Below are 26,270 nucleotides of genomic sequence, written 5' to 3'. Positions count from 1 at the left end.
CGGTGACGCACCGGGACTCCGGCGGGGAGCTGTCAGTGCCTGCGCTTCTTGCCGCGGCCGCTGGGACGGCCCCGCGAGCCGGGCCTCGGGCTCGGCACGAGGCGCAGCCGGTCGCTCCGGGTCAGCATCGGCTCGTACACCAGTGCGCGCAGTTCCTCCAGGGCCACGCGCGCGGGGTGCCCCGAGTCCAGCACTGCCGCGACGAGCTCGGGCGCGTCCCTGCCCGCCGACTCGCGGAGCTGCTCCATGACGGCCTCGGGACCGCCCAGCTCCAGCAGGAAGATCAACCCCTCGGCCAGCAGCAGTGCGTGCTCGTCGTCGGTGAGATCCTCGGGGCGCAGCTCTTCCTTTTCCAGGAGGGTGGTCAGCACGACGGTCCCCAGCACCGGATCACGCCGGAGCCCCGCCCGCATCGACTGGCCGTCGGGGAGCGCCTCCACCAGGGTGGAGAGCATGGCGGCGGCACGGGTACGGAAGGGGCAGGCGCGTATGGCGTCCAGCAGCGGCTCGACGTCACCTCCGTGCGCCGCCAGCCAGCCTTCGAGCTCGACCGCAGCCGTCTCCCGGGGGTAGTGCTGGGCGAGGACGCCCAGCAGTTCGCCTGCCGTGGCGTCCGTCAGCTCCCCGATCAGCGGGGCGTCCCGCCCGTCGGTGAGCATCCGCTCCCGTACGGCTCGCGTGCCCAGGGGTGTCAGCCGTACCAGCGGACCCGGCTCCGCCAGGCGCTGCAGGAGCCGGGCGCACACCTCGGGCGGCAATGGCAGGTCGTCCTCGGTGAGCTCGTCGAACTTGCCGAAGGCACCGGGACGCAGGTCACTGGAGTACAGCTCGTCGGCCACGCCATGGCTCAGCTCGACGGCACCGAGGCCGGAAAGGACATCGAACACCGCGAGCAGGTCGTTTTCCACCTTGCGGTGCCAGACGTCCTGACGGAGGCCGTCCTCCTCGGGGTCGAGCAGGAAGTACTCCTGGCAGGTCAGCCATACCGTCTCCTGCAGCCGGGCCACCGGGACCGGGGTCGGCATGCTGTACATCGTGTTCAGTACGTCGGGCAGCAGCATGTCGAATGCCGGGACGAGCATCGAGTAAGGGGCCCACCCGAAAGTGGGTGTGCAGATCGCGGCGCCCAGCTCGAAGGTCGCCTCGAACGCGCGCCGCCACAGCGCCTCCGGGTCACGCAGGACGGGGGCGGCCTTGGCCACCTGGACCAGGCGGCCCTTGCGCACCCGCACCAGGCCCGTCTTCTTCGCCCACGCCAGCAGGAGGCTCACCCGGGGCAGCTCCGCGGAGCTGCGCGCCCGCAGCTCCTGCTCTCCGGTGCCCAGCAGGGCCGCCAGTTCGCGGGCGTCGGCCAGCCGCAGGTTTCCGGTCTTGGTGAGGGGCTGCCCATCCGTCCCCACCCAGCCGGTCAGGGCGGCCAACTGCCGTACGACCTCGCTCCGGGCGGCCTCGGCGGCGAGTTCGGCGGCCGGAGGGAGGGCGACGGGACGCTGGCTGAAGGCCCGCTCATCGTCGGGTCCGGCATCGGTGAGCTCGGCATCGAGGAGCTTGTCGAGCACCTCGGCATCGAAATGTATCCGGCCTGTGTCGATGTCGCGCTGGAACCTGGCCACGGCCCTTTCGTCGTCGAGGACGATGCCGTTGTCGAGGGCGGTCTGCGCCCAGAACTTCCCGGTGCCCTGCCGGACCGGGTCGGCCAGCGCCGCCGGATACTCGGCCGCGGCCTCCGCCACGGCCGCCTCCAGCTCCGCCGGGGAAGCCCCCCGAGGGTCGCGAAGGCCGGACGCGGCGAGGTAGCGCAGGAGCGTCAGCAGGCTTTCCGGTGCGGTGGCGAGGACCTCCCGTTCGGCCGCGAGGTGCCGGGGAATCCATTCCAGGAGGAAACGCCGCACCTGCCGGGCGTCCCAGTGGGCCAGCCGCCCGTCGCGGCTGCGGTGCCGCGCGTCCAGGGCCGCCGTCAGCATCGCCTCGTCGGCTCGCATGCCGTGCTCACCCGCCCAGGCGAGGCAGCGGCGGACCAGCAGGTCCTTCGCCGCCTCGAACTCCTCGGCCTCCTCCGGATCGAAGTGCGTCCGCACCATGAACCCCCGTACTCATGTTGCCGCGATCGGATCGAGTCGCTCTTTCCCGAGCGCTCCCGCTGCCCGTGCCATGTCCCCGCGGTCCTTTTCCGCCGGGAGGTATACGCAGGTCGTCGGCCAGGAAGTCGTAGAGGACGAGTCCCTCTTCGACATGCACCCGATCCATCGTGCCACTATCGCCGACGGCACGGGATCCTTTGCCCGCCTCCGCCCGCGTGGTGTTTGGCTTTCGCAACCTCACCAACCAGCGCCGCCGCATACGGTTGGCCTGCACACATCAAACGATCAACGTGCCAGCGGCATGAGGGTGAACATCCCCTTCAAATCGAAGAGCCGTCAAACTCCGCTGCTGCCTTCACGGGGACCCCATCATGCAACAGTTTCCGTCTCTGGCTCCTCTTAGAGGTGAGGGAACGACGAAAGGCGAGAGCTGTTGGAAGCTGACCCCCATTACGCGGAGTTCGTCGCCGAACGTGGCGACGCGCTGCTGCGCTACGGCTACATGCTGGCCGGGAATCCGCATGACGCGGCCGACCTGGTCCAGGAGGCGTTGCTGAAGCTGCGCGGGGCCTGGCATCGATTGCACTCGAAGGGAAATCCGGAGAGTTACGCGCGTACCACGATGGCCAGGCTGCACATCGCCACCTGGCGGTTACGCAGGCGCGAGCAGCTTGCCTGGGACCTGCCGGAACGTGAGCACCACGACTCGCTGCCCAGCGGCGACGAGCGAAGAATGTGGCAGGCGCTGGCCGGCCTGCCGCGCAAGCAGCGCGCGGTGCTGGTGCTGCGCTATTACGAGCAACTTGACGACGCCGAGATCGCTGCCGTGCTCGGGATCTCGCGCGGCACGGTACGCAGTCAGGCCGCCCGCGCGCTCGACAAACTCCGCGGCGCCGTCCCGACTAAGCCGATGACCAGGGAGAACGTACGATGACCGAGGTTGAGGAGACTCTCCGTAGGACGTTCGGCCAGGCCGCCGGGCAGGCGCCCCGGTTGCCCGCCTTGCTATCTGAGCGGCTCGAGCGGATCCATCGGCGCAGGAGGCAGCGGGCCCGGATGGCGCTGGCCGCCGCGGCGGTCGTGCTGGTCGCGGGCGGAGCCGTCGCCGTGATGCCCGGCGGCGACACCCTGACGGTCGTGACCGCTTCGGAGAGGCGCTCCGCGACGCCAGCCGAGCACGTGGAGAAGGTCTGGCCGGAGGCGGTGCGGAAGGTCCCGGCGAAGGGGCCCGACGGGGCGTCGTGGCAACCGGAGAGGTTCATCGACGACCGTACGCTGCTCGTGACGGCTCCGGCGGGATTCGACCAGCCGACCGCCGTCTACGCCTACGATGTCGACGACAACTCGCGACGCAAGATTGCCGACCTGCCGTCGCCCGAGGGCACGTCGGGTTTCGCCAACGGTTTCGCCGTGGGCAACGGACATGTGGTGTGGTGGACCGCGACGAAGGATCGCATCGCACACCTTTGGGCCGTGCCGGTGGACGGTGGGACGGCAAAGCTCGTTGCCGACCAGAGCATCAAGGAGGGGGACGGCAGCGGAATCGACTCGCTCACCGTGGCCGACGGCAAGATTATTTTCTCGCTCTACACGGGCGGGGTCTTCGCCGTCCCCCTAGAGGGCGGCACGGTGGAACCGGTCAAGGGAGGCGCCGGGATGCATCTGCTGGCCTGGCCGTGGATCGGCACGCCGGGGTGGGGAGGCGAGCCCCACGGTACCAAGTTCGCCCGGATCCTGAACGTGGAGACCGGTGAGACCAGAACTGCCGTCACCCACCCCGGCGAGGCGATCCGATTCTGCGGCGTGACGATCTGCCTGGGCAGTACCTCGGAACTCCAGACCTTCTTCCGGCATCGGGACGGCTCCTCGCAGAAGATGGTGCCTGCCCACGTGGCCGGTTCGATACCGCCGACCCAGGACCGCTTCTACGTCTCGGCGTACGGCGATGAGAAGTTCGATGGCGTGGGACTGTACGACTTGAACACCGGCGAATCGGGCTATCTGGGCATTCGGGGGGAGGGCTCCACCATAAGCATGCCGTTCGAGGATCCGACCGGCAGGCTCATCAGCTACACGCTCGGGAACGACCTTTACATGATCGATCTGGCCAAGATCCGGTAGCCCGCCGCCGACCCTCTCCTGGACAGGCCCGCTGGCGCATGGTCAACGCACCCCATCTCGTCACCCTGGTCCGGCGCGGACCGTGAGACTGAGCGGGCAGGGGATCTGTCGCCTGGGACGGCTATCTCGACGGGCGGGCGGGTGATCTGTCACCCGGGATGTCCCTCTCGACGTGCGGACGCGTCCGCGCTGCCGGCGACGGTGGAATTGTCGGAGTGGATCACTACTGTTCGCGGCATGTCCAGCCCATACCAACACCCCCCTCTGCTGCCGCACGCGCAGACGACGTCCCCCACGCCCGCCGGCTCCGTCGCCGAGGGGTCCCTCCGGACCGCCCGTCGTCGTGAACGAGCCGGCGCGACCGCCTGGGACGAGATCCGCGGGTTCGTCGACCGCCAGGATGCCTCCGCCGTCGCGGCCCGGGTCGTCGAACTGGACGAGGCGGCGCGCAAGGAGGTCGCCCGCCGCCTTCCCGGATACCTGAAGGTGCTCCGCGACGGACGCGAGTCGTGGGAGGGCGTCGGCGACTACGCCGCGGTGCTCCGCGCGGCCGGGGCCGGGGTCCTTCCCGGCGCGGCCGCCGTGGCGACCTGGTTGAACCGTCGCGACTTCGCCTCCCGCTGGGGCGCGCCGTACGAGGACACCGACCGCATCATGGCGATCCTCGCGACCCGGCCGCCGGAATGGCGGGCCGAGCTGGCCCGGCGGCTCGTGCTGAGGCTCCGGACGGGAGAGGACCGCGGCGTCGAGCTGGCTCTGGCCCTGTTGCGGGCGACCGGGATCGAGGCCCCGATCCACGACCCGCTGGTCGTCGGATGGCTGGAGACCGCCGGCAGGCGGCTGGTGCCGTCCGAGGACCCGCTGTTCGACCTCATGCTTCCCCGCATCTTCGACGCTCAGGGGGTGGGGCGGGCGCTGCAGTGGGAGAGCGGTCCCACCGGGCCGTGGCTGAAGGCTCTCTGCGACCTGGCCACCGGGGACGCGGCGAAACGGCCGACCCTGCTGGAAGGGTGCGTCAGGCGGTTCCTGCTCGGTGGTTCGGCGCTGGACCTGCGGTTCTTCGCCCGCCTGCACGAGGCCCTCGACCCCGCGCCGCACGAGATCGAGCCGCGCGCCCGTGACTACCTGCGGCTGCTGCCCGCCGCGCCGGGACCGGTCGCCGAGCTGGCGCTGCGGCGGTTGCGCAGGCTGGACGGGCTCGACCCCGCCGACCTCGCCGAGGCGTGGGAGGCACTGTTCTTCCGGCCCGAGCGCAAGCTCGTACGCGCCGGGCTCACCTGGCTGGACCAGCTCGTACGGCTCTCGCCCGAGCTGGCCGGGTCGATCGCCGGACCGCTGGCGCTGGCGTTCGCCGCGGACTCCGCCGAGCTGCAGGAAAAGGCGGTGGCGCTCGCGATCAAGCATGCGGGCCGGATGGGCGACGAGGGGCGTGCCGCCGTCGGTGACGCGCTCGGTCTGCTCCCGCCCGACCTCGGACGGCGTGTCCACGCGGTCTTCGGCGGTGTGGATCCGGCCGGGCCCGACCCCGATCCGCAGGACATCTTCGCTCCGCTCCCGCGGCCCGATGGCCCGCGGCGGATGCCCGATCCGATCGGTTCCGTGACGGAGCTGCTGCCCCTGCTGGACGGTTCCGCCGGCTGGCAGGCAGGGGAACGGCTGCTGGCCGGGTTCGTCGCCTTCGTGCACCGGGATCGCGAGGGCACGGCCGCCGCGCTCAAGCCCGGCCTGGCCGGCCGGTACGAACACCTGTACGGGGGCGGTGATCGCTGGCACCGGATCGACCACTGGAACCAGGTCGACCACTGGCTGATCGGTGCCGCGTGCTCCCTCACCGGCATCGCTCCGGTGCGGAACGCCTGGAAGGACCGGCTTCCCGACGCCCGTCATCTCTGCCCGCCCGACCTGCTCCTGCTGCACCGGGCAGCAGAGATCCAGATGGCGGTCGAGGAGGACGTCGTCCCGCCGCTGCTGCTGTCCACGCCCACTCTCACCACCGGGCATGTGGAAGCGTCCGAGCTGGTGACGAGGATGGAGATCATTGAGGCCGCCGGGGCGAAGCCGCTGGCCGCGGACCTGCAGCAGGCCCTGCTGCGGCTGCCGGGGGAGCACGATCCGGAGGCGGCCGGCCGCGCCGGGCGCCTCTCCTCACCGGCCGGTCGCCTGGTGGCCCGATGGCTGGCCGGGGCCCGGCTCGCGGACCCGGTGGTGGAGGTGCGCTGGTCCTACGGCGAGTACGGGGAAAGAAAGTGGTTTGAAGACGGCGAACCGGATGTCTTCCCCGGGGTGAAGCTCGTGCCGTCGCTGCACGCGCCGGCCACCGGGCTGCCGCTCGTCGACCGGGTGTTCGGCGACCCTCGGAGCAGCAGCGGGGTTCATCCGGCATGGTGGCCGTCGATGTTCCCGTCCCACCGGGAGGTGGCCGCCGCTCATCTGCTGCCTCATCTTCTGCACGGTGAGTGGGATGAGCCGAAGGTGCGGGTGAGCCACCTTCGCCGGCTCGCCCGGCTCGACGGTCCGCCGGGAGTCGCGGTCTCGCTCGTCCTGGCCCGCCTGCTGGGCAACCCGGACATGCCCGAGGCCGTCGACGTCCTGTTGGCGATGGCGGGCCGCGGCGACCTGCCCACCGCGGAACTCGGCCGGCAGGCGGCGCTGCTGGTCGGACGCGATCAGATGAGGCTCCGTCAGCTGACGGCGGCTCTGGAGTCGGCGTCCCGCCAGGGCGCCCACCAGGAGGTGTGGACGGCGGTCGCCGCGGCGCTGCCGTCGCTCGTTCCCCGGCCGGGTCGCCGGCCGCACCACGGGTCCGCCGAGTTTCTGGCGCTGGGCACCACCGCGGCGGCGTGGTGCCGTGCCCGTGGCGCGATCCCCGAGGTCGAGGCCGTCGCGGCGCGCAAGGGATCGAGCAACCTGCTCCGTGAGGCACGCCGCCTGCACGAGCTGTTGACCGCGAAGGAAGGATGACCCATGCGCTCGAACCATCACGAGGCGTGCCGCGTGCGGCTGGCGATCGGCGACCTGGTCCGGGCCGCCGCACCTGCCGGCTGGACCGGTGCCACGGTCCGCTGCGCCCAGGTCGGCCGGTTCTCCCTGATCACGGTGGACTGCGACGGGGTGGAGATCGGCGTTCAGGGGCTGGCGGAGCCGTTCCACCTGCTCCGTGAGCTGTCCCATCGCGACGGCGAGGGCAGCTGGTTCTCCTGCGAGCTGCGCTTCACGCCGGAGAGCAGGGCCTACCGGGGACAGGTGGACGCCGAGGAGTTCCCCTTTCCGGAGGGTACGGACGTCCCCGACAACGCGTCGCTGGAAGAACTGACGGTGTTTCCCCGCGACGCCGTTCCCGGCTGGCTGCTGGACGCACTGCCGACCGCGGTCCCGGTCGGGCTCCGCGAGCCCGAGGATCCCTGGCAGCAGCTGCACCGCCAGAGCAGGCCGCCGGTGCCCGAACCGGTCATCTCCGGAGAGCTGGCCTACACGCCGATCGGGCGCCTGGCCGCCCACGGATTCGAGTTCAGGGGAGATCTCGGGGGGCCCACCGTCGTGCTGAACGAGAAGGCCGGGGGCGGTGGCGACTACCTTCTCTTCATCGCCCGTAGCGGCAAGGGCGACCCGCGCTACTGGGTGACCCGCGAGGACATGCGGGGCGCCGGCGGTGGCATCACCGCCTGTGCGCTCGACGAGCGGCGGCTCGTCCTGCATCTCACCCCCGAAGCGGCGGACGCCATGGAGACCGAGACCGTCCTCAGCGTCGACCTGCACCTGGAGGCCGACGAGATGGAGCGGCTCCGGACCGTTCTCGGCAGGATCCTCCGCATCGGAGGGCCCGATCTGACGCCTTCGCTCACCGGGCTCTGATCCCGGGACGGCTGTCGAGGCGGTTGAGCGCGATCACCGGGATGACGCGGGTGGTGCCGGCCTGGTAGGCGGCGAACGCCGGGTCGAGTCCGGACTGGACCGCGTAGAGGCGGTCGCGCTCGTCGCCTTCCAGCGGCACCGCCTCGGCGGCGTACGTCTCGATGCCGCCGTCGCCGGTGCCGATGGCGACGGTGACCCGCGGGTCGGCCAGCAGGTTGTGGTACCAGGCGGGGTTTCTGGGTCCGCCCGCGTTGGAGGCGAAGACCAGGACCCGGTCACCGTCGCGCAGACAGACCGCCGGGGTGGTGTGGGGCCGGCCGCTCCGGGCGCCGGTCGTGGTCAGCAGGACGAGCGGGGCGCCCTCGAACATCCCGCCCACCCTGCCGCCGTTCGCGCGGAACTCGTCCATGACGAACTGGTTGAACTCCGCCGGGGTGGGTTGCCGCTCTGCCATGGGGAAGCACCTCTTCGATAACATCAGCAGGGAAAACAGTTTTGCTATGACATTAAAGCTATTTGTGAATGAAAGCTATTGAGCGGGGTGGCGGATGTCAACCGGTGGTCAGGGCGCGGGCGGCTCCGGGCTGGGCGTCGACGACACGATCCGGACACTGCTGCTGCTCATGCCGCGGATGGTCGGACGGGCCAAGCGGATCCGGATCCCCGAGGAGCTCCAGTCGTTCTCGCTCGCTCCCCGGCACCTGTCGCTGCTCGCCTACCTGCTGTTCGACGGGCCGCTGGCCGTGAACGAACTGGCGGCCCGGCTGGAGGTGGCGCCGGCGACGGTGAGCCTGATGGTCGGCGAGTTGAGCCGTAAGGGCATCCTGGAGCGGCGTGAGGACGAGGACGACCGGCGCCGGAAGATCGTGAGCATCGCCGACGCGCACCGGCCCGCGATCGACGGCTGGCTGGGACAGGGTGCCGGCGCCTGGCGCAAGGCGCTGGAGCCGTTGACGGCGGACCAGCGGCGGATGTTCGTCGACACGCTGGCCGCGTATGAGCGTGGAATCACCGGGGAACGGGAGGACGAGAGCCCCGCGTAAGCGGTCTTCCGGATGATCCGTGATGCTCGGAACGGGGCGTTTGGAGATCCCGAAGGAGGGCCTGCCTCCACCACCTGACGTGCCTCGGCGCAGATCGGTGATCGGAACGTCAGGGCGGCGGTACGGCCGGTGATGGACACGGGACGGCGGGCCGGACTAGGGAAGTTCCGGGGCGGCGGGCTCGTCGTCCGTCCAGCCCGCCTCCAGGACCACCTCGACCTCCTCTCCCGCCGTTCCCGGCCCGCCCGTGTCGGTGGAGGACAGCACCCGGGAGCTGGCCGGGTCGATGATCAGCGTCCGCTGGACGGTCGCAGTGGTCCGCACGGTGAAGGAGAACGCGGCCCCCGCCCGGCCCCGCTCGTCCGTGGTCGTGCCCAGGTAACGGACGTTCGGTAGTTCCGCGAGAGCCCGGTAGGCGGCCGCGCGCACGTCGGGTGGTGACGGCTTGCTCCACAGCAGGCCACTGAGCGCGTCCGCCACGACCCCGTCGACCGAACCGGCCGGTACATCCCGCACCACCTCGGCGACCCGGTTCTTCAGAGCCGCGGGATCGGCCGGCAGCCCCTGGATCTCCCCGAAGCCCATCTCATGCCCGGCCATGCTGAAGGGCGCCCTACCGGTGACGGCGTTGAGGAGGCCTTTGCCCGGCGCGGTGGACAGCCGCCGGTCCGCCCACTCGGTGGGGGAGCCGTCGCGGCGCCAGGCCTCCGTGTCGGCCGGGCTCTCCGGTCGTGCTCCCAGCGTCCGGGAGCCGGCCCACATCCGGCCGTCGGCCGCCACCCACTGCTCGGTGAGCCGCGATTCCACCACCCGGTAACGGTTCCCACCCCTCCCCAGAGGCTCCGGGTAGGTCCGCCGGTGCAGCTTCCTGACACGCCAGTAGCCGTGTGCCGTCGCCGGGTCCGACTCCGCCCTGGTCGCCGCCGTGAGAAGGATCGACCGCCCGGAGATCTCCGTGGCCCGGTCCGGCGGACCCGTCTCCCCGGTCATTCCCGGAAACGCGATCGCCACCGCCGTCGCCGCGGCGGCGAGGCCGGTGACCGCCACCGTCCACGGCAGCCGCCGGCGGCGCCGGAATTCGGTCTCCAGCCGCCTCCGCACCCTGGTCTCCAGGAGCGGATCGGCAGGCGGCTCGCCGTACAGTTCGCGGACCTTCTCCAGCTCATCCACGGTCGGCCTCCTCGGGTTCGAGCATCGGGTTGGTGTCGCCCAGCGCGGCGCGCAGCTTCTTTCTGGCCCGGTTCAACCGCGACCCGACGGTCCCGTACGGGATGCCCAGGGCGGTGGCGATCTCCTCATGGCTCAGTCCGGCCAGGGCCACGAGGAGCAGGACATCGCGGTCCCGTTGGTGGAGCCCGGCCAGAGCCGTCGCCAGGCTCGGTCGCAGGCTCTCCGCACTGACCTGTGCGGCGACCCGCTCCTCGTGCCCCGCGGCGTCGGATTCCAGACCGTAGCGTCCGAGTGCGCGCAGCGTGCGCACCTCGACGCGGCGCTGCCTGCCGATGAGGTTGGTGGCGATGCCGTACAGCCACGCCCGCACACCGGCACGGGACGGGTCGTAACGCCCTCGCTTGCGGAACGCGGTGAGGAAGGTCTCCGCGACGATGTCCTCCGCGCTGTCGCCACCGAGTCTCTGCGTGACGTAGCGGTTGATCTCGCCGCCGTAGCGGTCGAAGATCGCACCGAATCGTTCGGGCTCGTCGAGGGAGAGCCGGACGGCCTCGGCGTCCCCCACCGGATGAGCGGCCTGGAACATCATGGTCACAATGGTCTCTCCGTCATGCGCACCCTTTCTGACGTGACAGGTGGTCCCTCTTTATCGCCCGATCCGCCGATCTGCTTTCACGGTCGGCGGAGCTGCTCCAGCACCCCCGGATCCGGTCGGGACTCTCTCCGCCCCGTTCGGTCGGTCGCCGAGCACGCCGTAGGTCGTGGGACGCGGAGCCCGGCATCCATGAGCCTTTCGGCGGCACCGAGGGGAGCCTGATGTGGCCCGGCGACATACCGACCGGAGGCGATCTCATCCTCACGTCCGTCACCCCTGCTCCGGCCCACCCGTGACCGGCGCGGTCCACGCCGTACGGAACCGCACCGAAGGAGCGTGAACAGCGAGAACTTCCGGGGGCCGTCCCGGGCCGGCCGGCCGGGGGGGCGGCGGCTCCCACGGGACGGCTCCCGCCACCGCCCTGGCCGCCGACCCTCGTGACACGGCCGGATGGCCCGGCCTAACACCACTTCCCCACGGGTTGTGGGGACGCCGCACATGGACCCGCCATGGCGCTTCTCCTAGCCTTTCGGCCAATGCGGTCAGGTTAACCGCCTGAACTTTCCCCGATCTCCTCGATGACGGCAGAAAAGAGTTGACCATGGGTCGAAAGAGTTACGCGGGCCGGATGCCCGCGGTACTGGCCACCGCGACGGCTCTGCTCCTCGCCGCGGCATGCGGCAGCCCGAACACCGCCGATTCGGGGAGCGGTGGTGCCAAGGCTGCGGAGTCGGTCAAGGTGGGGCTCGTCTACTCCAAGTCGGGTCCGCTCGCGACATACGGCAAGCAGTACCTGGAGGGATTCCAGGCCGGGCTCGACTACGCCACCCAGGGGAGCAAGAAGGTCGGCGGCCAGGCGATCGAGGTCACCGAGGTCGACGACGGCGGCGACCCGGCCAAGGCCGTGTCCGCGGCGAAGGACCTGATCGGCAAGGGCTACAAGATCATCGCGGGATCGACCTCGTCGGGCGTGGCCACGCAGGTCGCTCCGATCACCGAGCAGAACAAGGTGCTGTTCATCTCGGGGCCGGCCGCCACCGACGCGGTCACCGGCGCCGGCGCCCACACCTTCCGGTCCGGGCGGCAGACCTCCCAGGACATCAGCACCGCCGCCGCCTTCATCGGCGACGTCCAGGGCAAGAAGGTCGTCGTCTTCGCCCAGGACAGCGCGTTCGGCCAGGCCAACGTGGCCGGGGTGAAAGCGGTGCTGGGGGCCAAGGGGGCCACGGTCGAGCCGCTGCTCGTCCCGGCGAGCGCCACCGACTTCACCCCGTTCGCCACCCAGGCCAAGGAGACCGAGGCGGACCTGCTGTTCGTCGCCTGGGCGGGCACGACCGCGCAGGCCATGTGGACCTCCCTCGGCCAGCAGGGCGTCTTCGACGCGACCAAGGTCGTCACCGGCCTGGACATCACCGCCACCTGGCCGTCCTACGGAAAGGTGGCAGACAAGGTCAACTTCCTGTCGCACTACTTCGCCGGGGCGGCGGGCACCGACATCGAGAAGGCCATGACCGAGCGGGTCACCAAGGCCGGCGGCACGGTCGACCTGTTCACCGGTGACGGCTTCACCGCCGCGCAGATGATCGTGCACGCCGCGGAGCAGGGCACCGACCCGGACGCGATGGCCAAGGCCCTCGCCGGTTGGAGCTTCGACGGCGTCAAGGGCAAGCTCACCGTCCGGGCGGAGGACCACGCGCTGCTCCAGCCGATGTTCCAGGCCAAGCTGACCGGCGGTGAGACGCCCACCGCGGAGCTGGTCGAGAAGCTCGAGGCCGACGCCGTCGCACCCCCGGTCGTCAAGAAGTGACCGCAGCCGCGACCGCCCCCGCCCAGCCGGTCCTGCGCGTGCGCGGGCTCGGCTGGGCGGTCGGCGGCGCCCACATCGTGTCGGATGTCGGCTTCGACGTCGCCGAGGGCGAGTTCGTCGCCGTGATCGGTCCCAACGGAGCGGGCAAGACCTCGCTGTTCAATCTCATCTCGGGGCTGGTCCGGCCGACCGCCGGCACCATCGAGCTGGACCGGGCCGACATCACCGGCACGCCGCCGCACCGGCGGGCGCGACGCGGCCTCGGCCGTACCTTCCAGTCCTCCAGCGTCTTCCCGGCACTGACGGTGGCGGAGAACGTACGGCTGGCCGCGGCGGCCCACCGCGGCACCTGTCTGCGGATCTGGCGGAAGGCCGAATCGGACGGCGAGGCGTGGGCGGCCACCGCGGACGCGCTCCGGCGCGTCGGTCTCGCCGACCGGGCGGCGGAGGTCGCCGGCTCGCTGTCCCACGGGGACAAGCGCAAGCTGGAGATCGCCATCCTGCTCGCCACCGACCCGCGCATCATCCTGCTGGACGAGCCCATGGCCGGGGTCGGCGTGGCCGACGTGCCCGCCCTCACCGACGTCATCCGGGCCGTGCACCGCCAGGAGGGCCGCACGGTCCTGATGGTGGAACACCACATGGACGTCCTGCTCGGCCTGGCCGACCGGGTCGCCGTCATGCACCACGGCAGCCTGCTCACCATCGACGTGCCGGAGAAGGTCATGGCCGATCCCGTCGTCCAGGACGCCTACCTCGGGGAGGCCCTGTGAAACCGCTCCTTGAGGTCGCCGACCTGCACGTGCGGATCGGCACGTCCCACATCCTGCAGGGCGTCGGTTTCACGGTCGCCCCCCAGGGGGTCACCGCCCTGCTCGGACGGAACGGCGCGGGCAAGACCACCACCCTGAAGGCGGTGCTCGGCATCGTGCCGAAGACCGGGACCGTACGGCTCGACGGCCAGGACATCTCCGGCCTGCCCACCCACCTGATCGTCCGTCGGGGACTGGGCTACGCGCCCGAGGACCGCAACGTCTTCGCCGGCCTCACCGTCACCGAGAACCTGCGACTCGCCGAACGCGGGCGCGGGCCGCACCGCTACGACCTGGTCTACGAGATGTTCCCCGAGCTGAAGCAGCGGGGCGCGCAGCGCGCGGGCACCCTGTCGGGCGGACAGCAGCAGATGGTCGCGATCGGCCGCACGCTGCTCAACGACAACCGGATGCTCCTGGTGGACGAGCCGACCAAGGGGCTCGCGCCGAGGATCGTCACCGAGGTCGCCGACGTGCTGGAGCGCGCCTCCCACGACGTGCCCATCCTGCTGGTGGAGCAGAACCTCGCCCTGGTGCGCCGGATCGCCGACCACGTCGTCGTCATCGAGCAGGGGAGCGTCGTGCACACCGGGGACGCCGACTCGCTGCTCACCGACCCCGAACTCACCCGCGACCTCCTGGGGGTGGCGTGAGCAACGTCGTTCTCCTCGCGCTCACCGGCCTCGGCCTGGGCGCGCTGTACTTCCTCATCGCGTCCGGACTCTCGCTGATCTTCGGCCTGGCGGACGTGCTGAACTTCGCCCACGGCCTGTTCCTCGCGGTCGGCGCCTACGGCACCTGGTGGTCCTCGGCGCACCTGGGCCTCGCCTTCGTGCCGGCCGTCGTGTTCGGCGTGGTGGCCGGTACGGCCGTCGCCGTACTGGTCGAGGTGCTGCTGATCCGGCCGCTCTACACCCGGACGATCGAGCAGGTCCTGGTCACCGTCGGGCTCAGCCTGGCAGGGGTGGCGCTGCTGCAGGCCACCTTCGGCGCCGACCCGCTGACCTTCCCCAAACCGGCGTGGGCCGGGGAGACCACCCGCGTGCTCGGGGCGATCGTCCCCAACGACCGGTTCCTGCTGATCGGCGCCGCCGCGGTGGTGCTGGTCGCGATCCAGGTGTTCCTGCGCCGCACCCGCTTCGGCCTGATCGTCCGGGCGGGCGTCGAGGACCGGACCATGGTCACCGCGCTCGGCATCAACGTGCGGACCGCCTTCACGCTGGTGTTCGCCATCGGCGGCGCCGCGGCGGCGCTGGCCGGGGCGCTGGCCGGGGTCTACTTCGGCAACGTCTCACCCGGGCAGGGCACCTCCCTGCTCATCTTCGCCTTCATCGTCGTCGTCATCGGAGGCATGGGCTCGGTCACCGGCTCGGCGGTCGCCGCCGTCCTGGTCGGCCTGGTCCAGCAGTTCACCAGTTTCTACGCCGCCGCAGGGGTCGGAGAGGCCTCGGTGGTGCTCTTGCTCGCCGTGGTCCTGCTGACCCGGCCGGGCGGTCTGGCCGGGAGGGCCGCGTGATCAGAACAGCCATGGCGGACAGAGCCGTGACCGTCGACGACATCCGGCCGCACCCGGAGCCGGCCAGGCGGCGCCTGGTCCGCCGCGCCGTACCCGTGGCCGTGGTCGCCCTGCTGGCGATCCTGCCGTTCTCCACCCTGGATCTGCCCGCGCTGCTCCCCGGCGTGGTCAACAGCCCGGGTTCGCTGCAACTGCTGGCGATCTGCCTGGTGTTCGCCGGGCTCGCGGCCACCTACGACCTGCTCTTCGGCCACACGGGGCTGCTCTCCTTCGGGCACGCCCTCTACATCGCCCTGGGCAGCTACACCGTCAACATCGCGGTGACCAAGCTCGGCCTCTCGCTGCCCGCCGCCCTGCTGCTGGCCGTGCTGGTAGGCCTCGTGGTGCCCGCGCTGCTGGGAGCCGTGGCCCTGCGGGTGAACGGCATCGCCTTCTCCATGGTGACCCTGGCCATGGCGCAGGTCGGCTCCATCGTGGTGATGAGCGACCCGGGCCGGCTCACCGGCGGTGAGGAGGGGCTGTCGCTGGCGCCCACCGCGCTGCCCGATTTCCTGTCCGGGGTGGCCAACACCGCCAACCTCTACTGGCTCGCCCTCGGCTACCTGATCCTGGTGCTGGCCGTCATCGGCTGGGCGGTGAACTCCGAGCCCGGCCGGGTCTGGCAGGCGATCCGGGAGAACGAACTGCGGGTGTCGGTGCTGGGGCTGCCGTCCTACCACTTCCGCCTGCTCTCCTTCGTGGTCGCGTCCTTCCTGGCGATGCTCGGCGGGGTCGTGCACCTCTTCCTGGTCGGCGGGTCCAGCCCGCAGATCACCACCTCCAACTTCACTCTCGCCTTCCTGGTCATGGTGGTGCTCGGCGGTACGGGGAGCAGGTGGGGGGCGATGCTCGGCGGAGTCCTCTACACCTACCTCGACCACCGGCTCGCCGCACTGGGCACCTCCGACGCCGTCGCGAACCTGCCGGCGGTGCTGCGGGCACCGCTGTCGGAGCCGCTGTTCGTGCTCGGCGTGCTGTTCATCGTGATGGTGTACTTCATGCCGGGCGGCCTGGCGAGCCTGGCCACCCGGCTGCGCCGGAGTCCGGCGGGGAAGTGATCGCGGAGGAGTACGGTCCCTCTGGTCCCGGCGGGTGAGACGACCGCGGTGGTGCCGTCCTCCTCTCTGGTCCCGGCGGGTGAGACGACCGCGGGCCGCCGTCCTCCTTCCCGGAGTGCCCGGGGAGGAGGACGGCGGCCCGTGACGGGTGGTTCGGCCGGCTCGGGAGCGCGTCCTCGCCAGGTGGCTCAGCTTGCCGGGAGCGTGTCCTCGACCGCCAGCGACGCCCCGGTGGCGGCGCGCACCTCGTCCACACTGACGCCGGGCGCGAGCTCACGCAGGGCCAGGCCGTACGGTGTGACGTCGATGACGGCCAGGTCGGTGATGACGCGGTCGACCACGCCCTGACCGGTCAGCGGGAGCGAGCACTCCTCGACGATCTTGGGTGAGCCGTCCCTGGCCACGTGCTCCATCAGGACGACCACTCGTCGGGCGCCGTGGACGAGGTCCATCGCGCCGCCCATACCCTTGATCATCTTTCCGGGGATGGTCCAGTTGGCCAGGTCGCCGGTCGCGGAGACCTGCATGGCGCCGAGCACGGCGGCGTCCAGGTGACCGCCGCGGATCACCCCGAAGGACAGGGCCGAGTCGAAGAACGAGGAGCCGGGCAGGAGGGTCACGGTCTCCTTGCCCGCGTTGATCAGATCGGGGTCCTCCTGACCCGCATACGGGTAGGGGCCCAGGCCGAGGATGCCGTTCTCGCTGTGCAGGATCACCTCCACACCCTCCGGCAGGAAGTTCGGGATCAGCGTGGGCAGGCCGATGCCGAGGTTGACGTACTGGCCGTCGGTCAGTTCGAGTGCGGCCCGGGCGGCCATCTGCTCGCGGGTCAGTGCCATCAGAAGGTCCCTTCCGGAACGGGGCGGACCGTCGTCCGTTCGATCCTCTTCTCCGTCCGTCCCACGTGGACGACCCGCTGCACGAAGATCCCCGGCAGGTGCACCTCGCCGGGATCGAGCGCGTCGACAACCTCTTCTACCTGGGCGACGGCCACCCGGCCGGCCATCGCGCACAGCGGGTTGAAGTTCTGCGCGGAGGCGTTGAAGCGCAGGTTGCCGAACCGGTCGCCGACGGCGGCGTGGACCAGCGCGAAATCGGTGACGATCGCCTCTTCGAGGACGTAGGGGCGGTCGCCGAAACTGCGCGTCTCCCGCTCGGGGGAGGCGGTGACGACCGCCCCTCCGGCGTCGTGGCTCCAGGGCAGCCCGCCCTGGGCGATCTGGGTGCCGACCCCGGCCGGGGTGTAGAAGGCGGGTACGCCGCAACCGCCCGCGCGCAGGCGTTCGGCCAGGGTCCCCTGCGGCACCAGCTCCACCTCCAGTTCGCCGTTGAGGTACTGCCGGGCGAACTCCTTGTTCTCTCCCACGTACGAGCTGGTCATCCGGGCGATCCGCCGGTCGGCCAGGAGGATGCCGAGGCCCCAGTCCTGCACGCCGCAGTTGTTGGAGACCACCCGCAGCCCGGAGACGCCGAGCGCGTGCACCTCGCGGATCAACTCCATCGGCGTCCCGCACAGCCCGAAGCCGCCCACGGCGACCGAGGACCCGTCCGAGATGTCGGTCACCGCCGTGGCGGCCGAACTCGTCAACTTGTTCATGACTGTCGAACGTAGGCGGGCGCGGGGGCCGTGCCTACGTGGCCGATCCACATTGTCCGAGGTCAGAGGGTGGTGGAGCGAGCTTCGCGGAGGAGCCGTCAGGGTTCCGGAGCCGAGGGGGTCTGTTGAACACCCGATGATGACGGGCCAGTGAACTTTCAGGGCCAAAAGTGAAGTGATCATTTGGGGCCGGTGAAAGCCCTGAGCCGGATGGTATTTTTGAGCCCATCGGTACCTGGGAGTTCTGGACGTGCGCGGGTGGGCGAAGTGCTTCGGTCGGAGGTAAGAGGGCCGAGTGGGAAACGCGTCCCCAGCGGGCGCGCCACGGTGCCCCCGCCTCGGCCGTCTGTCCCGGCCCACCTCGGCGAGGTCGCGAGCATCCGCGACGGACTGAAGGCGAACGCCGCGGCATGTGAGGCCGCCGAGTTTCCGTCTGGTGGATGAGGCCCATGGGGTTCGACAGTTTCTGGGTGCCGGATTGGGCCAAGCCGTACGTGGGCTGGGCCGTGGGCATGGACTGGCCCGAAGGCGACGAGTCGCGATGCTTCCGGCTGGCCGACGCGTGCGCGGCCACGGCCAGGAAGGTCGCGGGGGAGGGCCCGCTGTCCTCCCAGGGGCCGCTGAGGGCGTCACCGGCGGGCGCTGTGCAGTGGGACGGAGAGGCGCTCAAGGCGTTCGCCGAGCACGTCAAGCTGGTCCCGGGCGGTAGGCAGGCCGAGCTGGTCGATCGCCTGGTGGCGGCGGCGCTGGAGCTCAACAACGCCGGAGTCCAGGTCGAGTACACCAAAAAGATGATCGTGGTGTCGATCTGGTTCCTGATCTTCCAAATCGGCTGGCTGCTGGCGGCGTCGATGGGGCCGTGGGGCGGGGTGTCGCTGGCATTGATCGGCGCACGGGTGCAGCTCACCCGGATGACGATCAGGCAGATCGGGATACGCCTGCTGATCAACATGGGCCTGTTCGGCGGGATCGTCGCCGGGTTGGACCTGGGGGTGCAGGCGTCCCAAGCACGGCGCGACGGCATCGACTGGGAGCAGGTCGGGGCATCGGCGGAGATGGGCGCGCTGGCCGGTGCGCTGCTCACCGGCGTGTCGGCCGGGCTGTCGCAGCTGTCGACCGCGGGCCTGCAGGCGGGGTTGAGCAGAGCCGAGATGACGGTCTTCGAGAAGGTGCTGGCGGCTTCCACCAAGTCGGTGTGGGGCATGATGGGCCAGTCGGGAGCGGCCAACGGGCTGGCCGGCGCGATCAACCTGGGCATGAACGGCCAGTTCGACTGGGACCTGGTGTTCAAGAACACCGTGGCCGGTGTGGTCGGTGGCGCGGACGCGCACTGGGCGGGCTGGAATCCCTCCTGGCGTACGGCGGGCGCCGATGGGCCCGGCGACGTCCGAGGCTCCGGCGGAGGATCGCACCCGGGGCCCGATCCCTCGCCGAATCCGGGCAGCGGTCCTCGCCCGGACAGTCACGCGGTCCCGGAGGGTGACTCCTCCGTCCCGTTGCGGCGGGATCGGTTGGCGGAGGTGGATTCGGCGGGGTTGGAGCCAATGGCCGGGCGACTTCCGGACCATCACGACCCGGCCGCGACCCAGGCACGAACCGCATCGGATGGAAACACCCGGCAGGAGGGTGGGATGGAGCCTGCGCCGCAGCAGGTCCGCCATCCTGTCGCCGAACCTGCGCCTCGGGTTGCCGCCGAACCTGTGCCGCGAGCTGCGGACGGTTCGGCACGGTCTGCGGACGGTTCCACGACGAAGCACGCCACACCGGAGCGCGTGGAAGCGGACGGCGCGACACCCAGAACCCAGCCCAATCTCGACGAGCGTCTCAACCACGGAAAAACGGTGGGCGGACGCGAGCGAGATGCCGGACCTGCCCCGGTGAGGCACCCTCCGGACCCTCCCGGCATACCGTCGCCTGCCCGCGCCGCGGAACCGGTGAGCAGGCCGGCGTCGATCCCGGCGCTTCTTCCCGACGGTTCGCTCTCCACTGATCCGGCCCGACCGGTTCCGTCTGCCGACCCGCAGGTGACGGCGGGTGTCGGCGACCCGCCGTCGCACACCGCGCCCGTTCCATCGGATGGATCCATTCGGACATCGTCTCCGGACACGCCCGGCGTGCCGCCCGCGGACGCCCAGTCGGCGCGGTCCGGCTCCGAACTCTCCGGAGCCGACCGGCACGCGCACGACTCCGCGCACTTCGCTCTGTTCAATGAGCGGCACATGCCGCCGGCGAAGGTCGGAGAGGTGTGGGACTCGCTGACGCCGTCGCAACGCGAGCTGTCGATGCTGATCCAGGGCGCTCGGATCGGCGCGCTGGACGGCATCCCCGTGGCGGCCAGGGATCAGGTCAACAGACCCGTGCTCGCGGACCTGAAAACCCGGCTGATCGCGGAGCGGGACCGTATCGAGGCCCTGCCGACGACCGATCGCGCGGAGACGAAGCGGCTGGAGAAGCGACTGCGGCGGTTGAACGACAAGCTGAACGGCATCCATGCGATCGAGGAGCGGCTGGCGGTGCCGCCGAGCGCCGCGCAACCGCGGCCGTACCTGCTGATGGTCAGCAACATGGGGCCGGGATGTGCGATCGTCGCCGTCGGCGATCCGGACACCGCCGCGAATGTGGCGACCTTCGTACCGGGTACCCGCTCCAGGGTCGGCCTGATGGACCTCTATCTCAAGCGAGCCGACGCGATGTGGCTCTCCGCCACGAAGGCCGGCTCGCCGTCGACTTCGGTGATCATGTGGATGGGTTACCGGGCGCCACAGACGATCACGACGGAAGCGGGGTCGGCACGGTTCGCGGAGTTCGCGGTGGACAGGCTGAACCGGTTCCAGGACGGCTTGCGGGTGACACACGACGGGCCGCGTTCGCACAACACCGTGATCGGACACAGCTACGGCGCCACGGTCGTCGGTTACGCCGGCAGAGACGGGGTGCTGAACGCCGACGACGTGGTGTTCCTGGCCAGTCCGGGAGTGGGGGTGAAACATGCCGGCCAGCTGCGGCTGACCGATGTCGACCCGGCGGACGTCAGCGGACGGGTGCACGCCTCGGTCGCCCGGCATGATTTCATCAAGCTCGTCGCACGCCACGGTCCGGCACCGGACCTGCCGCCCTTCGGAGGAAACAGGTTCACCTCAAGCTCCGAACCCGGACGCCGCTATGACGTCCCGCGCAAGGGAATCCACAGTGGGTACTGGGAGCCGGGCAGCGACGCTCTGGTCAACCTGGGCCGTCTGATCGCCGGCCTGCCGTCTTTTTAGCGGAGGAATCATGCCGCTCAGGCTGTCCCTGGAACAGGCCACCCGAGGAGTGGAGGACAACTTCCGGAAGGCGTTCGCACAACTGCCCGCGCACGCGCGGGCCGAGAAGATCGCCGAGGGCACGTCGCCAGGTGATGAGCCGGTCGGCGGCGGACCCCCGGGAGGGGTCGTGGCCTCGGTCGACTACCGGATCCATGGCCTGTCGCCCGCGGAGTACGGCCACTGGTTCGACGTGTTGAGCGCCTGGTGGACCGGCAACGGGTTCGTCGTGCTGGCCGATGCCCGGCCGCGGGGGCTCTACCTCTGGGTGGAGGACGGCGCGGCCGGGTTCCGGATGGCCGCTCAGGCGAACGACGCCGGCGGCCTGTTCCTCACCGCCACCTCTCCCCGCGTCCGGCCCGGCAGCGGCCCGTGACGAGAGGCGCGACCCCGGATCGGTCGCGATCGTGGCCGATCTCCCTTGACCGCGGACCACCGCCTTGGTGAACGGGGCCCGCACCGAAGGGATTCAGCCCGGCGGTGCCGGCACGGATCGGGGCGGTGGGAGATCCGGCAGGTCACTCCAGTCCGATCGACCCCGCCTCCGCGTGCGGGGCCGGGGGCACCAGCGGGTACGCGACGAACATCTCCAGTGCGACGGCGCTGCGCTGGTCGTCGAGTGTGGTGAGCGCCCAGCCCGCCTGGGCGGCCAGCAGCGCCGCCTGGTAGGTGCGGGCCATCCCCCACGCCACCTCGCGGCAGGCAGCGGGATCGGGTTCACGTGAGGTGAGGTCCCGTACGGCGGCGCGGATGGTCTCTGCGGCTGCTTCGACACGGGGGTGCGGATGAGCGGCGAGCTGCGCCTCGACGTCGTCGCGGAACGCGGCGGCGGCCTCGGGATCGGCCAGCGCCCGCATGACGTCGAGGGCCAGGACGTTCGTCGTGCCCTCCCAGATGGACTGGACCTGCACGTCGCGCAGGACCTGCGGGATGCCGGTGTCCTCCAGGTAGCCCGCGCCACCGAACGACTCCAGCAGTTCCGAGCACGTCCGCACGGCCTGGCGGGCGGTCGACATCTTGGCGAGCGGCACCACGACGCGGGCCAGCCGCTCGTCGCCGGAGCCGCTCTCCCGCAGGCCGACGAGCTGGGCGGCGCGCAGCGCCATCTGCACCATGGCCTCGTACTCGGCCGCGATCTCGGCGAGCCAGCCCAGGTGGACGGGCGACTCCGCCAGCGGGACGCCGCCCCGCACCCGGCGCCTGCGGGCGTAGTCGCGGGCGAGCTGGAGGAGGTGGCCCGTCGCGCCGGGCCCCGCCTGGGCCGACTCCATACGGGCGACGTTGAGCACGGTCACGATCTTGGCTATGCCGTCACCGATCCCGCCGACCGGGGTCGCCACCGTGCCGTCCAGATCGAGCTCCGCGGTGGGCAGGCCGTGGGTGCCGTACTTGTCCTTCAGCCGGCGCACGCGCAGGCCGTTCCAGGAGCCGTCCGGCCTGCGCAGCTCCAGTGCGAACAGGGACAGGCCGCGGCTGCCGCGTTCGGCGCCCGCGGGCCGCGCCAGGGCGACGGCGATGTCGGCGGTGGTCGCCGAGGTGAACCACTTGGTCCCGCGGAGTGCCCAGGTGCCGTCGCCGAGGGGCGTCGCGACGGTTCCCGAGCGGGACAGGTCGGAGCCGCCCTCCTTCTCCGTCATCCACTGGCCGGAGGTCCAGCCGCCCACCCGCCTGGTCAGCAGCGGGACGTATCTGGCGGCGAGGCCCGCGTCGTGCTCCCGGAGGCACGCGACCGCGCCGTCGCTCATGCCGAGCGGGCAGAGCGCCGTGGCGCTCACGGCCTGCGCCATCTGGAAGAGGACGGCCTGCACGACACGGCTGTGCGGGCCGTACGTTCCTTCGTGGGGGATGGCCACCGCGCCGAGCCCCTGCAGGAGTGCCACCAGCTCCGTCCACGCCGGATCGATCTCGATCCGGTCGACCCGGTTGCCCCAGGCGTCGTAGGGCACGTGCCGGGGCGGGTTGGCCTCCGCGCGCGCACCCAGCGGCGCCATCTCGGTCACGCAACGCTCCGCGGCGTGCTCCAGGTCTTCGGCGGCCTTCGCGAAGACGTCGGCGGGAAGGAGCCGCCGCACCGCCTGACGCAGCACCCGGTCCGCCGTCCAGCGGTTGGCGAGCCGCGGCGCCTCCTGGACGAACGGGTCCACCTCGAACTGCTCAGCCGGCATCGGCACTCACCCCTGTCACGTTCAGCACCAGTGTTGTCACGGCGGCGATTCGGGTCAAGAGGTTCCGGACGGCGCCCGCCGGCCGGGCGACGATCCGGCCGGCGGACATGGTGCCTCCGGAGGCCGATCCGGGCGAGGAGGGTCAGCGCACCGGGTCGAAGTCCCGCAGGGCCGCGGGCTGCCGGCCGGTGGTGATCTGCTCGGCGAGCATGCGTCCGGTCACCGGCCCGTGGGTGAGTCCCCACATGCCGTGGCCGCCGGCGACGAACCTGCCGGGGGCGTTGGTGGCTCCGATGAGGGGGCGCCCGTCGGGCGTGACGGGACGCGGGCCGACCCAGGTGTCGGTGCGCTCGGCCCAGGAGACGCCGGTGAGCAGCTTCCGGGCGGACCTGATGATCGCGTCGACCCGCCCGGAGTGCAGCGGGGCGTCGGCGTCACGGAACTCCATCGTCCCGGCGACGCGCAGCTTGCCCTGGTACGGCGTGCAGGCCACGCGTACGGCGGGCAGGTAGATCGGCCCGGACACGGGTTCCTCGGTCGGCACGGTGAACGAGTAGCCGCGCCCGGCGCGGACCGGCACGCGGACGCCCCACTCCCTGCCCAGCCCGTTCAGCCAGGCTCCGGTGGCCAGGACGACGACGTCGGCCCGCACGGAGTCTCCGTCGCCCGACCGGACGACGAGCCCGCCGGAGCCGTTGTCCACCCCGGTGACCAGGAAGCCGGACCGGATCGTGCCGCCGCGAGCGGTGACGGCGCCGGCCAGCGACCGGGTGAACCGCCCGGGGTCGACGTAGCGCTGACCGTCCAGCCTGATCCCGGCCTTCGCGCTGAGGGAGAGCTGCGGTGCCTGCTTGTGGAGGTCCTCACCCTCGAACGCGCTGTAGTCGATCCGCAGCCCGGACCGGTTGATGCGCTGGAGCTCGTGCAGGAGCCCCACGGCCTGCCGAGGGTTCTCGAACGCGGCCATGATCGGGGCTTCGACCGTGGGAGCCTCGACGCCCCCCGCGGTGAGCACGTCGAACGCCTCCAGGCACTCCTCGTTGAACGGGAGGTTGGCCTGTACGGCGCGGCCCCAGGACTTCCAGGTGCAGTTCGCGGCGAACCGGGCGAGGAAGGACCACAGCCCCGGGTCGGGGGTGGCCGGCACGTGCAGCGGCGCGTTCCGGTCGAGCAGGGAGCGCAGGCCGTAGCGCAGGACTCCCGGTTCGTTCAGTGGGATGGCCAGCCCCGGCGAGAGCCAGCCCGCGTTCCCCCACGATGCGCCCGCGGCCACCCCGTCACGATCGACCACGGTGACGTCCACGCCGCGTTCCTGCAGGAACCACGCGGTGGACAGCCCGACCACGCCGGCGCCGATCACCACCGCTGAGCGCGGCCCACCATCGATACCCATGACCATTTCTCCGCTCTGACCTCTGCTGCCTGGCGCGAGCGTCGCCCGCGCGACACGAGCATCGCCCGCGCGGCACGAGAACGGTCTGTGCGTGTTGGACAAGAGGGCGGGGAGACTCTGTCCGGTCCCGACAAACGCCGGAGATCAGGGCTGCCCGTCCTGGTGTACGGCCAGCGCGATGATCATCGCCAGCCGTTTCTCCGGCAGTTCGAGCCGCAGGTCCGTGAGCTCGGCCATCCTCCGGAGCCGGTAGCGGACGGTGTTCGGATGGACGTCGAGGCGGCCGGCGGCGGCGGCCAGCTCGCCCTGGGCCTCCAGCCAGGCGCGTAACGTCGCGATATACCGGGTGCCGTGCTCCGCGTCGTGCCGGGTCAGCTCGGCGACCGGTCCACGAGCGGGAACGCGCCCTGACGAGGCGGCCGCCCGGAGACGTTGCAGCAGGATCTCGTCCCACGACTCGTCGTAGACGACCGCCAGGGCGCCGCCGGGCCGTCCCGCCCGCAGGGCGAGGCTCTCGTCGGCTTCCTGCCTGCTCGCGGGCAGCTGGGCGGGCTCCGCCACGCCGCCGATGCCGGCGAACACGGTGACCCGCCGCGGCAGGACGTTCACGATCGAGGCGAGCCAGTCGTGGGCGGGCGTGACGTCGTTGTCGCAGGGCAGCAGGGTGTAGAGGGTGTTGCCGAACAGCGTGCTGCGTCCCGGCCGCGACCAGCCGAAACCCGTGGTCGCGCGTTCGAAGGCCAGCAGGATCGCGGCATGCCTCTCCTCGGCGACGTGCGCCTGGATGGCGATCACCCGGAACCGGCCCGGTGGCAGGCCGAGCCTGCTGACCACGGCGGGCGCGTCGGGCGCGCCCTCCAGCAACCGGATGACGAGGTCGGATTCCACCTGACGCTCCAGGTCCGCGCTGACCCGGGAACGCAGGAGATGCAGTGCGACCGCGCGTGCCCCGTCCCCCAGGACGATCCGGCGCTCCTCGGAGAGCGGGCGCTGGCACTCGACCCATATCGATCCCAGCAGCTCGCGTCCGGCGCGCACCGCGACGACCATGCGGCCGGTGAGGCCGTGTTCCGCCGAGGGGGCGACGAACAGCGGTTCGTCGGAGGTCGCCAGATGGGCGAAGACGCCCTCCCGCTTGAAGAGCCGGCGCATGGTGTCCGGCACCCGCCTGCCCAGGATCGTCTCCAGCCGTGCCGGGTCGGCGGTCTGCTGCAAGCCGGAGTAGGCCAGGACGCGGGACATCTGGTCCTCGATCGTCACCGCGGAGCCGACCTCGGCCGCGAGCGTGTCGGCGAAGGCGAACAGGCCGGTCGGCCCGCGCCCCGCCTCGGTCTCGCGGCCTTCGAGCACCAGGCCGTACACCACGCCGAAAAGCTGGCTCCAGGACACCTCCGGCTCCACGAGCAGCACGGCGATCCCGCCGTCCCGGGCGTCCGCCAGGGCGTCCCCCTCCAGTGGCGGGCTCCCGCGCACCAGCACCACAGAGGCCCGCGCGGACCGGGCCAGGCGCACGGCGTCGGCCGCCGAATCCACGCCGACGGCCAGGAACACGTCACCGGTGGTGGGGCGGGTGTCGGTCGGATCGTGCACCATCACACTGCGCAGCTCCACCTCCCGGGACGCGGGAGCGCAGCAGAGCCGGGCCCCGTAACCGCCCAGGACGTTCACCAGCCGATCCAGCCGCAGCATCCGCCTGCCCCCTTCTGCCCTGCCGTGCCT

21 protein-coding genes are annotated in these 26,270 nt (G+C 71.3%); 12 read left to right on the top strand and 9 right to left on the bottom strand.

The features are described from left to right. Nucleotides 1-32: 32 nt before the first annotated feature. Complete coding sequence (locus OHA77_RS09355) at nt 33-2,081, bottom strand: hypothetical protein (protein WP_406317465.1); 2,049 nt, start codon at nt 2,079-2,081, stop codon at nt 33-35. Nucleotides 2,082-2,514: 433 nt separating this feature from the next. Between OHA77_RS09355 and OHA77_RS09350 the strand changes: the two genes are divergently transcribed. The 4 genes from OHA77_RS09350 (at nt 2,515) to OHA77_RS09335 (ending at nt 8,054) form a co-directional block, all read left to right on the top strand. After that, on the top strand, nt 2,515-3,015 hold the full coding sequence (locus OHA77_RS09350; protein WP_326821030.1) for a SigE family RNA polymerase sigma factor: 501 nt from the start codon (nt 2,515-2,517) through the stop codon (nt 3,013-3,015). Then, a complete protein-coding gene (locus tag OHA77_RS09345; protein ID WP_326821031.1) occupies nt 3,012-4,202 on the top strand; it encodes a hypothetical protein in 1,191 nt (396 codons plus the stop codon). Before OHA77_RS09350 ends, OHA77_RS09345 begins: the two co-directional genes overlap by 4 nt. 237 nt (nt 4,203-4,439) lie before the next feature. Continuing rightward, nucleotides 4,440-7,163 carry a hypothetical protein gene (locus OHA77_RS09340; RefSeq protein ID WP_406317464.1) on the top strand — a complete coding sequence of 908 codons (2,724 nt, stop codon included), beginning with the start codon at nt 4,440-4,442 and terminating at the stop codon, nt 7,161-7,163. Between the two features lie 3 nt (nt 7,164-7,166). Continuing rightward, a complete protein-coding gene (locus tag OHA77_RS09335; RefSeq protein WP_406317463.1) occupies nt 7,167-8,054 on the top strand; it encodes a hypothetical protein in 888 nt (295 codons plus the stop codon). Here OHA77_RS09335 and OHA77_RS09330 read toward each other — a convergent pair. Further along, the gene (locus OHA77_RS09330) at nt 8,041-8,508 is read right to left on the bottom strand and encodes a nitroreductase family deazaflavin-dependent oxidoreductase (protein WP_406317462.1); all 468 of its coding nucleotides are present in this window, start codon (nt 8,506-8,508) and stop codon (nt 8,041-8,043) included. The two genes, OHA77_RS09335 and OHA77_RS09330, sit on opposite strands and share 14 nt — an antisense overlap. A 94-nt stretch (nt 8,509-8,602) precedes the next feature. Between OHA77_RS09330 and OHA77_RS09325 the strand changes: the two genes are divergently transcribed. Further along, nucleotides 8,603-9,097 (top strand): MarR family transcriptional regulator, encoded by a 495-nt coding sequence (locus tag OHA77_RS09325; protein ID WP_326821035.1) that lies wholly within the window; start codon nt 8,603-8,605, stop codon nt 9,095-9,097. A 156-nt stretch (nt 9,098-9,253) separates the two neighbouring features. Here OHA77_RS09325 and OHA77_RS09320 read toward each other — a convergent pair whose 3' ends face one another. Both OHA77_RS09320 and OHA77_RS09315 read right to left on the bottom strand, forming a co-directional pair. Next, nucleotides 9,254-10,267 (bottom strand): CU044_5270 family protein, encoded by a 1,014-nt coding sequence (locus OHA77_RS09320; protein ID WP_406317459.1) that lies wholly within the window; start codon nt 10,265-10,267, stop codon nt 9,254-9,256. Then, nucleotides 10,260-10,856: an RNA polymerase sigma factor gene (locus OHA77_RS09315; protein ID WP_326827033.1), complete on the bottom strand. Its 597-nt coding sequence runs from the start codon at nt 10,854-10,856 to the stop codon at nt 10,260-10,262. The genes OHA77_RS09320 and OHA77_RS09315 overlap by 8 nt, the downstream gene beginning before the upstream one ends. Before the next feature lie 607 nt (nt 10,857-11,463). On the opposite strand from OHA77_RS09315, the gene OHA77_RS09310 reads away from it, so the two are divergent. Genes OHA77_RS09310 through OHA77_RS09290 form a run of 5 tightly spaced genes read left to right on the top strand, consistent with a single transcriptional unit; the run spans nt 11,464 to nt 16,094 of the window. Beyond that, nucleotides 11,464-12,669 (top strand): substrate-binding domain-containing protein, encoded by a 1,206-nt coding sequence (locus OHA77_RS09310; RefSeq protein ID WP_406317458.1) that lies wholly within the window; start codon nt 11,464-11,466, stop codon nt 12,667-12,669. After that, nucleotides 12,666-13,442 carry an ABC transporter ATP-binding protein gene (locus tag OHA77_RS09305; protein WP_406317456.1) on the top strand — a complete coding sequence of 259 codons (777 nt, stop codon included), beginning with the start codon at nt 12,666-12,668 and terminating at the stop codon, nt 13,440-13,442. Before OHA77_RS09310 ends, OHA77_RS09305 begins: the two co-directional genes overlap by 4 nt. Continuing rightward, entirely contained in the window at nt 13,439-14,134 is a 696-nt protein-coding gene (locus OHA77_RS09300; RefSeq protein WP_406317455.1) for an ABC transporter ATP-binding protein, read from the top strand. Before OHA77_RS09305 ends, OHA77_RS09300 begins: the two co-directional genes overlap by 4 nt. Next, nucleotides 14,131-14,997: a branched-chain amino acid ABC transporter permease gene (locus OHA77_RS09295; protein WP_406317453.1), complete on the top strand. Its 867-nt coding sequence runs from the start codon at nt 14,131-14,133 to the stop codon at nt 14,995-14,997. Before OHA77_RS09300 ends, OHA77_RS09295 begins: the two co-directional genes overlap by 4 nt. After that, the gene (locus OHA77_RS09290; protein WP_406317451.1) at nt 14,994-16,094 is read left to right on the top strand and encodes a branched-chain amino acid ABC transporter permease; all 1,101 of its coding nucleotides are present in this window, start codon (nt 14,994-14,996) and stop codon (nt 16,092-16,094) included. Before OHA77_RS09295 ends, OHA77_RS09290 begins: the two co-directional genes overlap by 4 nt. A gap of 188 nt (nt 16,095-16,282) precedes the next feature. Here OHA77_RS09290 and OHA77_RS09285 read toward each other — a convergent pair whose 3' ends face one another. Then, nucleotides 16,283-16,933, bottom strand: a complete 651-nt coding sequence (locus OHA77_RS09285; RefSeq protein WP_406317450.1) for a CoA transferase subunit B — start codon at nt 16,931-16,933, stop codon at nt 16,283-16,285. Next, nucleotides 16,933-17,691, bottom strand: coding sequence for a CoA transferase subunit A (locus OHA77_RS09280; protein WP_406317449.1), 759 nt, complete (start codon nt 17,689-17,691; stop codon nt 16,933-16,935). Before OHA77_RS09280 ends, OHA77_RS09285 begins: the two co-directional genes overlap by 1 nt. Nucleotides 17,692-18,140: 449 nt before the next feature. On the opposite strand from OHA77_RS09280, the gene OHA77_RS09275 reads away from it, so the two are divergent. Together OHA77_RS09275 and OHA77_RS09270 are read left to right on the top strand one after the other, a co-directional pair. Further along, nucleotides 18,141-20,954: an alpha/beta hydrolase gene (locus OHA77_RS09275; protein ID WP_406317447.1), complete on the top strand. Its 2,814-nt coding sequence runs from the start codon at nt 18,141-18,143 to the stop codon at nt 20,952-20,954. A gap of 10 nt (nt 20,955-20,964) precedes the next feature. Next, nucleotides 20,965-21,369, top strand: a complete 405-nt coding sequence (locus tag OHA77_RS09270) for a hypothetical protein (protein WP_406317445.1) — start codon at nt 20,965-20,967, stop codon at nt 21,367-21,369. A gap of 142 nt (nt 21,370-21,511) precedes the next feature. On the opposite strand, the gene OHA77_RS09265 is transcribed toward OHA77_RS09270, so the two are convergent. From OHA77_RS09265 to OHA77_RS09255, 3 genes are all read right to left on the bottom strand, one after another. Continuing rightward, nucleotides 21,512-23,158: an acyl-CoA dehydrogenase family protein gene (locus OHA77_RS09265; RefSeq protein ID WP_406317443.1), complete on the bottom strand. Its 1,647-nt coding sequence runs from the start codon at nt 23,156-23,158 to the stop codon at nt 21,512-21,514. A gap of 142 nt (nt 23,159-23,300) precedes the next feature. Further along, a complete protein-coding gene (locus OHA77_RS09260) occupies nt 23,301-24,551 on the bottom strand; it encodes an NAD(P)/FAD-dependent oxidoreductase (RefSeq protein ID WP_406317442.1) in 1,251 nt (416 codons plus the stop codon). Nucleotides 24,552-24,695: 144 nt separating this feature from the next. Next, a complete protein-coding gene (locus tag OHA77_RS09255) occupies nt 24,696-26,240 on the bottom strand; it encodes a PucR family transcriptional regulator (protein WP_406317440.1) in 1,545 nt (514 codons plus the stop codon). Nucleotides 26,241-26,270: the final 30 nt, after the last annotated feature.

Source organism: Streptosporangium sp. NBC_01639, assembly GCF_045209755.1.
GTDB lineage: Bacteria > Actinomycetota > Actinomycetes > Streptosporangiales > Streptosporangiaceae > Streptosporangium.
The sequence above is the reverse complement of the archived record's forward strand: the minus strand, read 5'-3'. Positions and strand labels throughout refer to the sequence as shown.

What these genes read in the sequence shown, in the direction of transcription:
- OHA77_RS09265 (WP_406317443.1), bottom strand. Translation starts at nt 23,158, where the DNA reads ATGCCGGCTGAGCAGTTCGAGGTGGACCCGTTCGTCCAGGAGGCGCCG.
- OHA77_RS09335 (WP_406317463.1), top strand. Translation starts at nt 7,167, where the DNA reads ATGCGCTCGAACCATCACGAGGCGTGCCGCGTGCGGCTGGCGATCGGC.
- OHA77_RS09285 (WP_406317450.1), bottom strand. Translation starts at nt 16,933, where the DNA reads ATGGCACTGACCCGCGAGCAGATGGCCGCCCGGGCCGCACTCGAACTG.
- OHA77_RS09255 (WP_406317440.1), bottom strand. Translation starts at nt 26,240, where the DNA reads ATGCTGCGGCTGGATCGGCTGGTGAACGTCCTGGGCGGTTACGGGGCC.
- OHA77_RS09325 (WP_326821035.1), top strand. Translation starts at nt 8,603, where the DNA reads ATGTCAACCGGTGGTCAGGGCGCGGGCGGCTCCGGGCTGGGCGTCGAC.
- OHA77_RS09280 (WP_406317449.1), bottom strand. Translation starts at nt 17,691, where the DNA reads ATGAACAAGTTGACGAGTTCGGCCGCCACGGCGGTGACCGACATCTCG.
- OHA77_RS09315 (WP_326827033.1), bottom strand. Translation starts at nt 10,856, where the DNA reads ATGATGTTCCAGGCCGCTCATCCGGTGGGGGACGCCGAGGCCGTCCGG.
- OHA77_RS09340 (WP_406317464.1), top strand. Translation starts at nt 4,440, where the DNA reads ATGTCCAGCCCATACCAACACCCCCCTCTGCTGCCGCACGCGCAGACG.
- OHA77_RS09310 (WP_406317458.1), top strand. Translation starts at nt 11,464, where the DNA reads ATGGGTCGAAAGAGTTACGCGGGCCGGATGCCCGCGGTACTGGCCACC.
- OHA77_RS09330 (WP_406317462.1), bottom strand. Translation starts at nt 8,508, where the DNA reads ATGGCAGAGCGGCAACCCACCCCGGCGGAGTTCAACCAGTTCGTCATG.
- OHA77_RS09345 (WP_326821031.1), top strand. Translation starts at nt 3,012, where the DNA reads ATGACCGAGGTTGAGGAGACTCTCCGTAGGACGTTCGGCCAGGCCGCC.
- OHA77_RS09275 (WP_406317447.1), top strand. Translation starts at nt 18,141, where the DNA reads ATGGGGTTCGACAGTTTCTGGGTGCCGGATTGGGCCAAGCCGTACGTG.
- OHA77_RS09355 (WP_406317465.1), bottom strand. Translation starts at nt 2,081, where the DNA reads ATGGTGCGGACGCACTTCGATCCGGAGGAGGCCGAGGAGTTCGAGGCG.
- OHA77_RS09260 (WP_406317442.1), bottom strand. Translation starts at nt 24,551, where the DNA reads ATGGGTATCGATGGTGGGCCGCGCTCAGCGGTGGTGATCGGCGCCGGC.
- OHA77_RS09270 (WP_406317445.1), top strand. Translation starts at nt 20,965, where the DNA reads ATGCCGCTCAGGCTGTCCCTGGAACAGGCCACCCGAGGAGTGGAGGAC.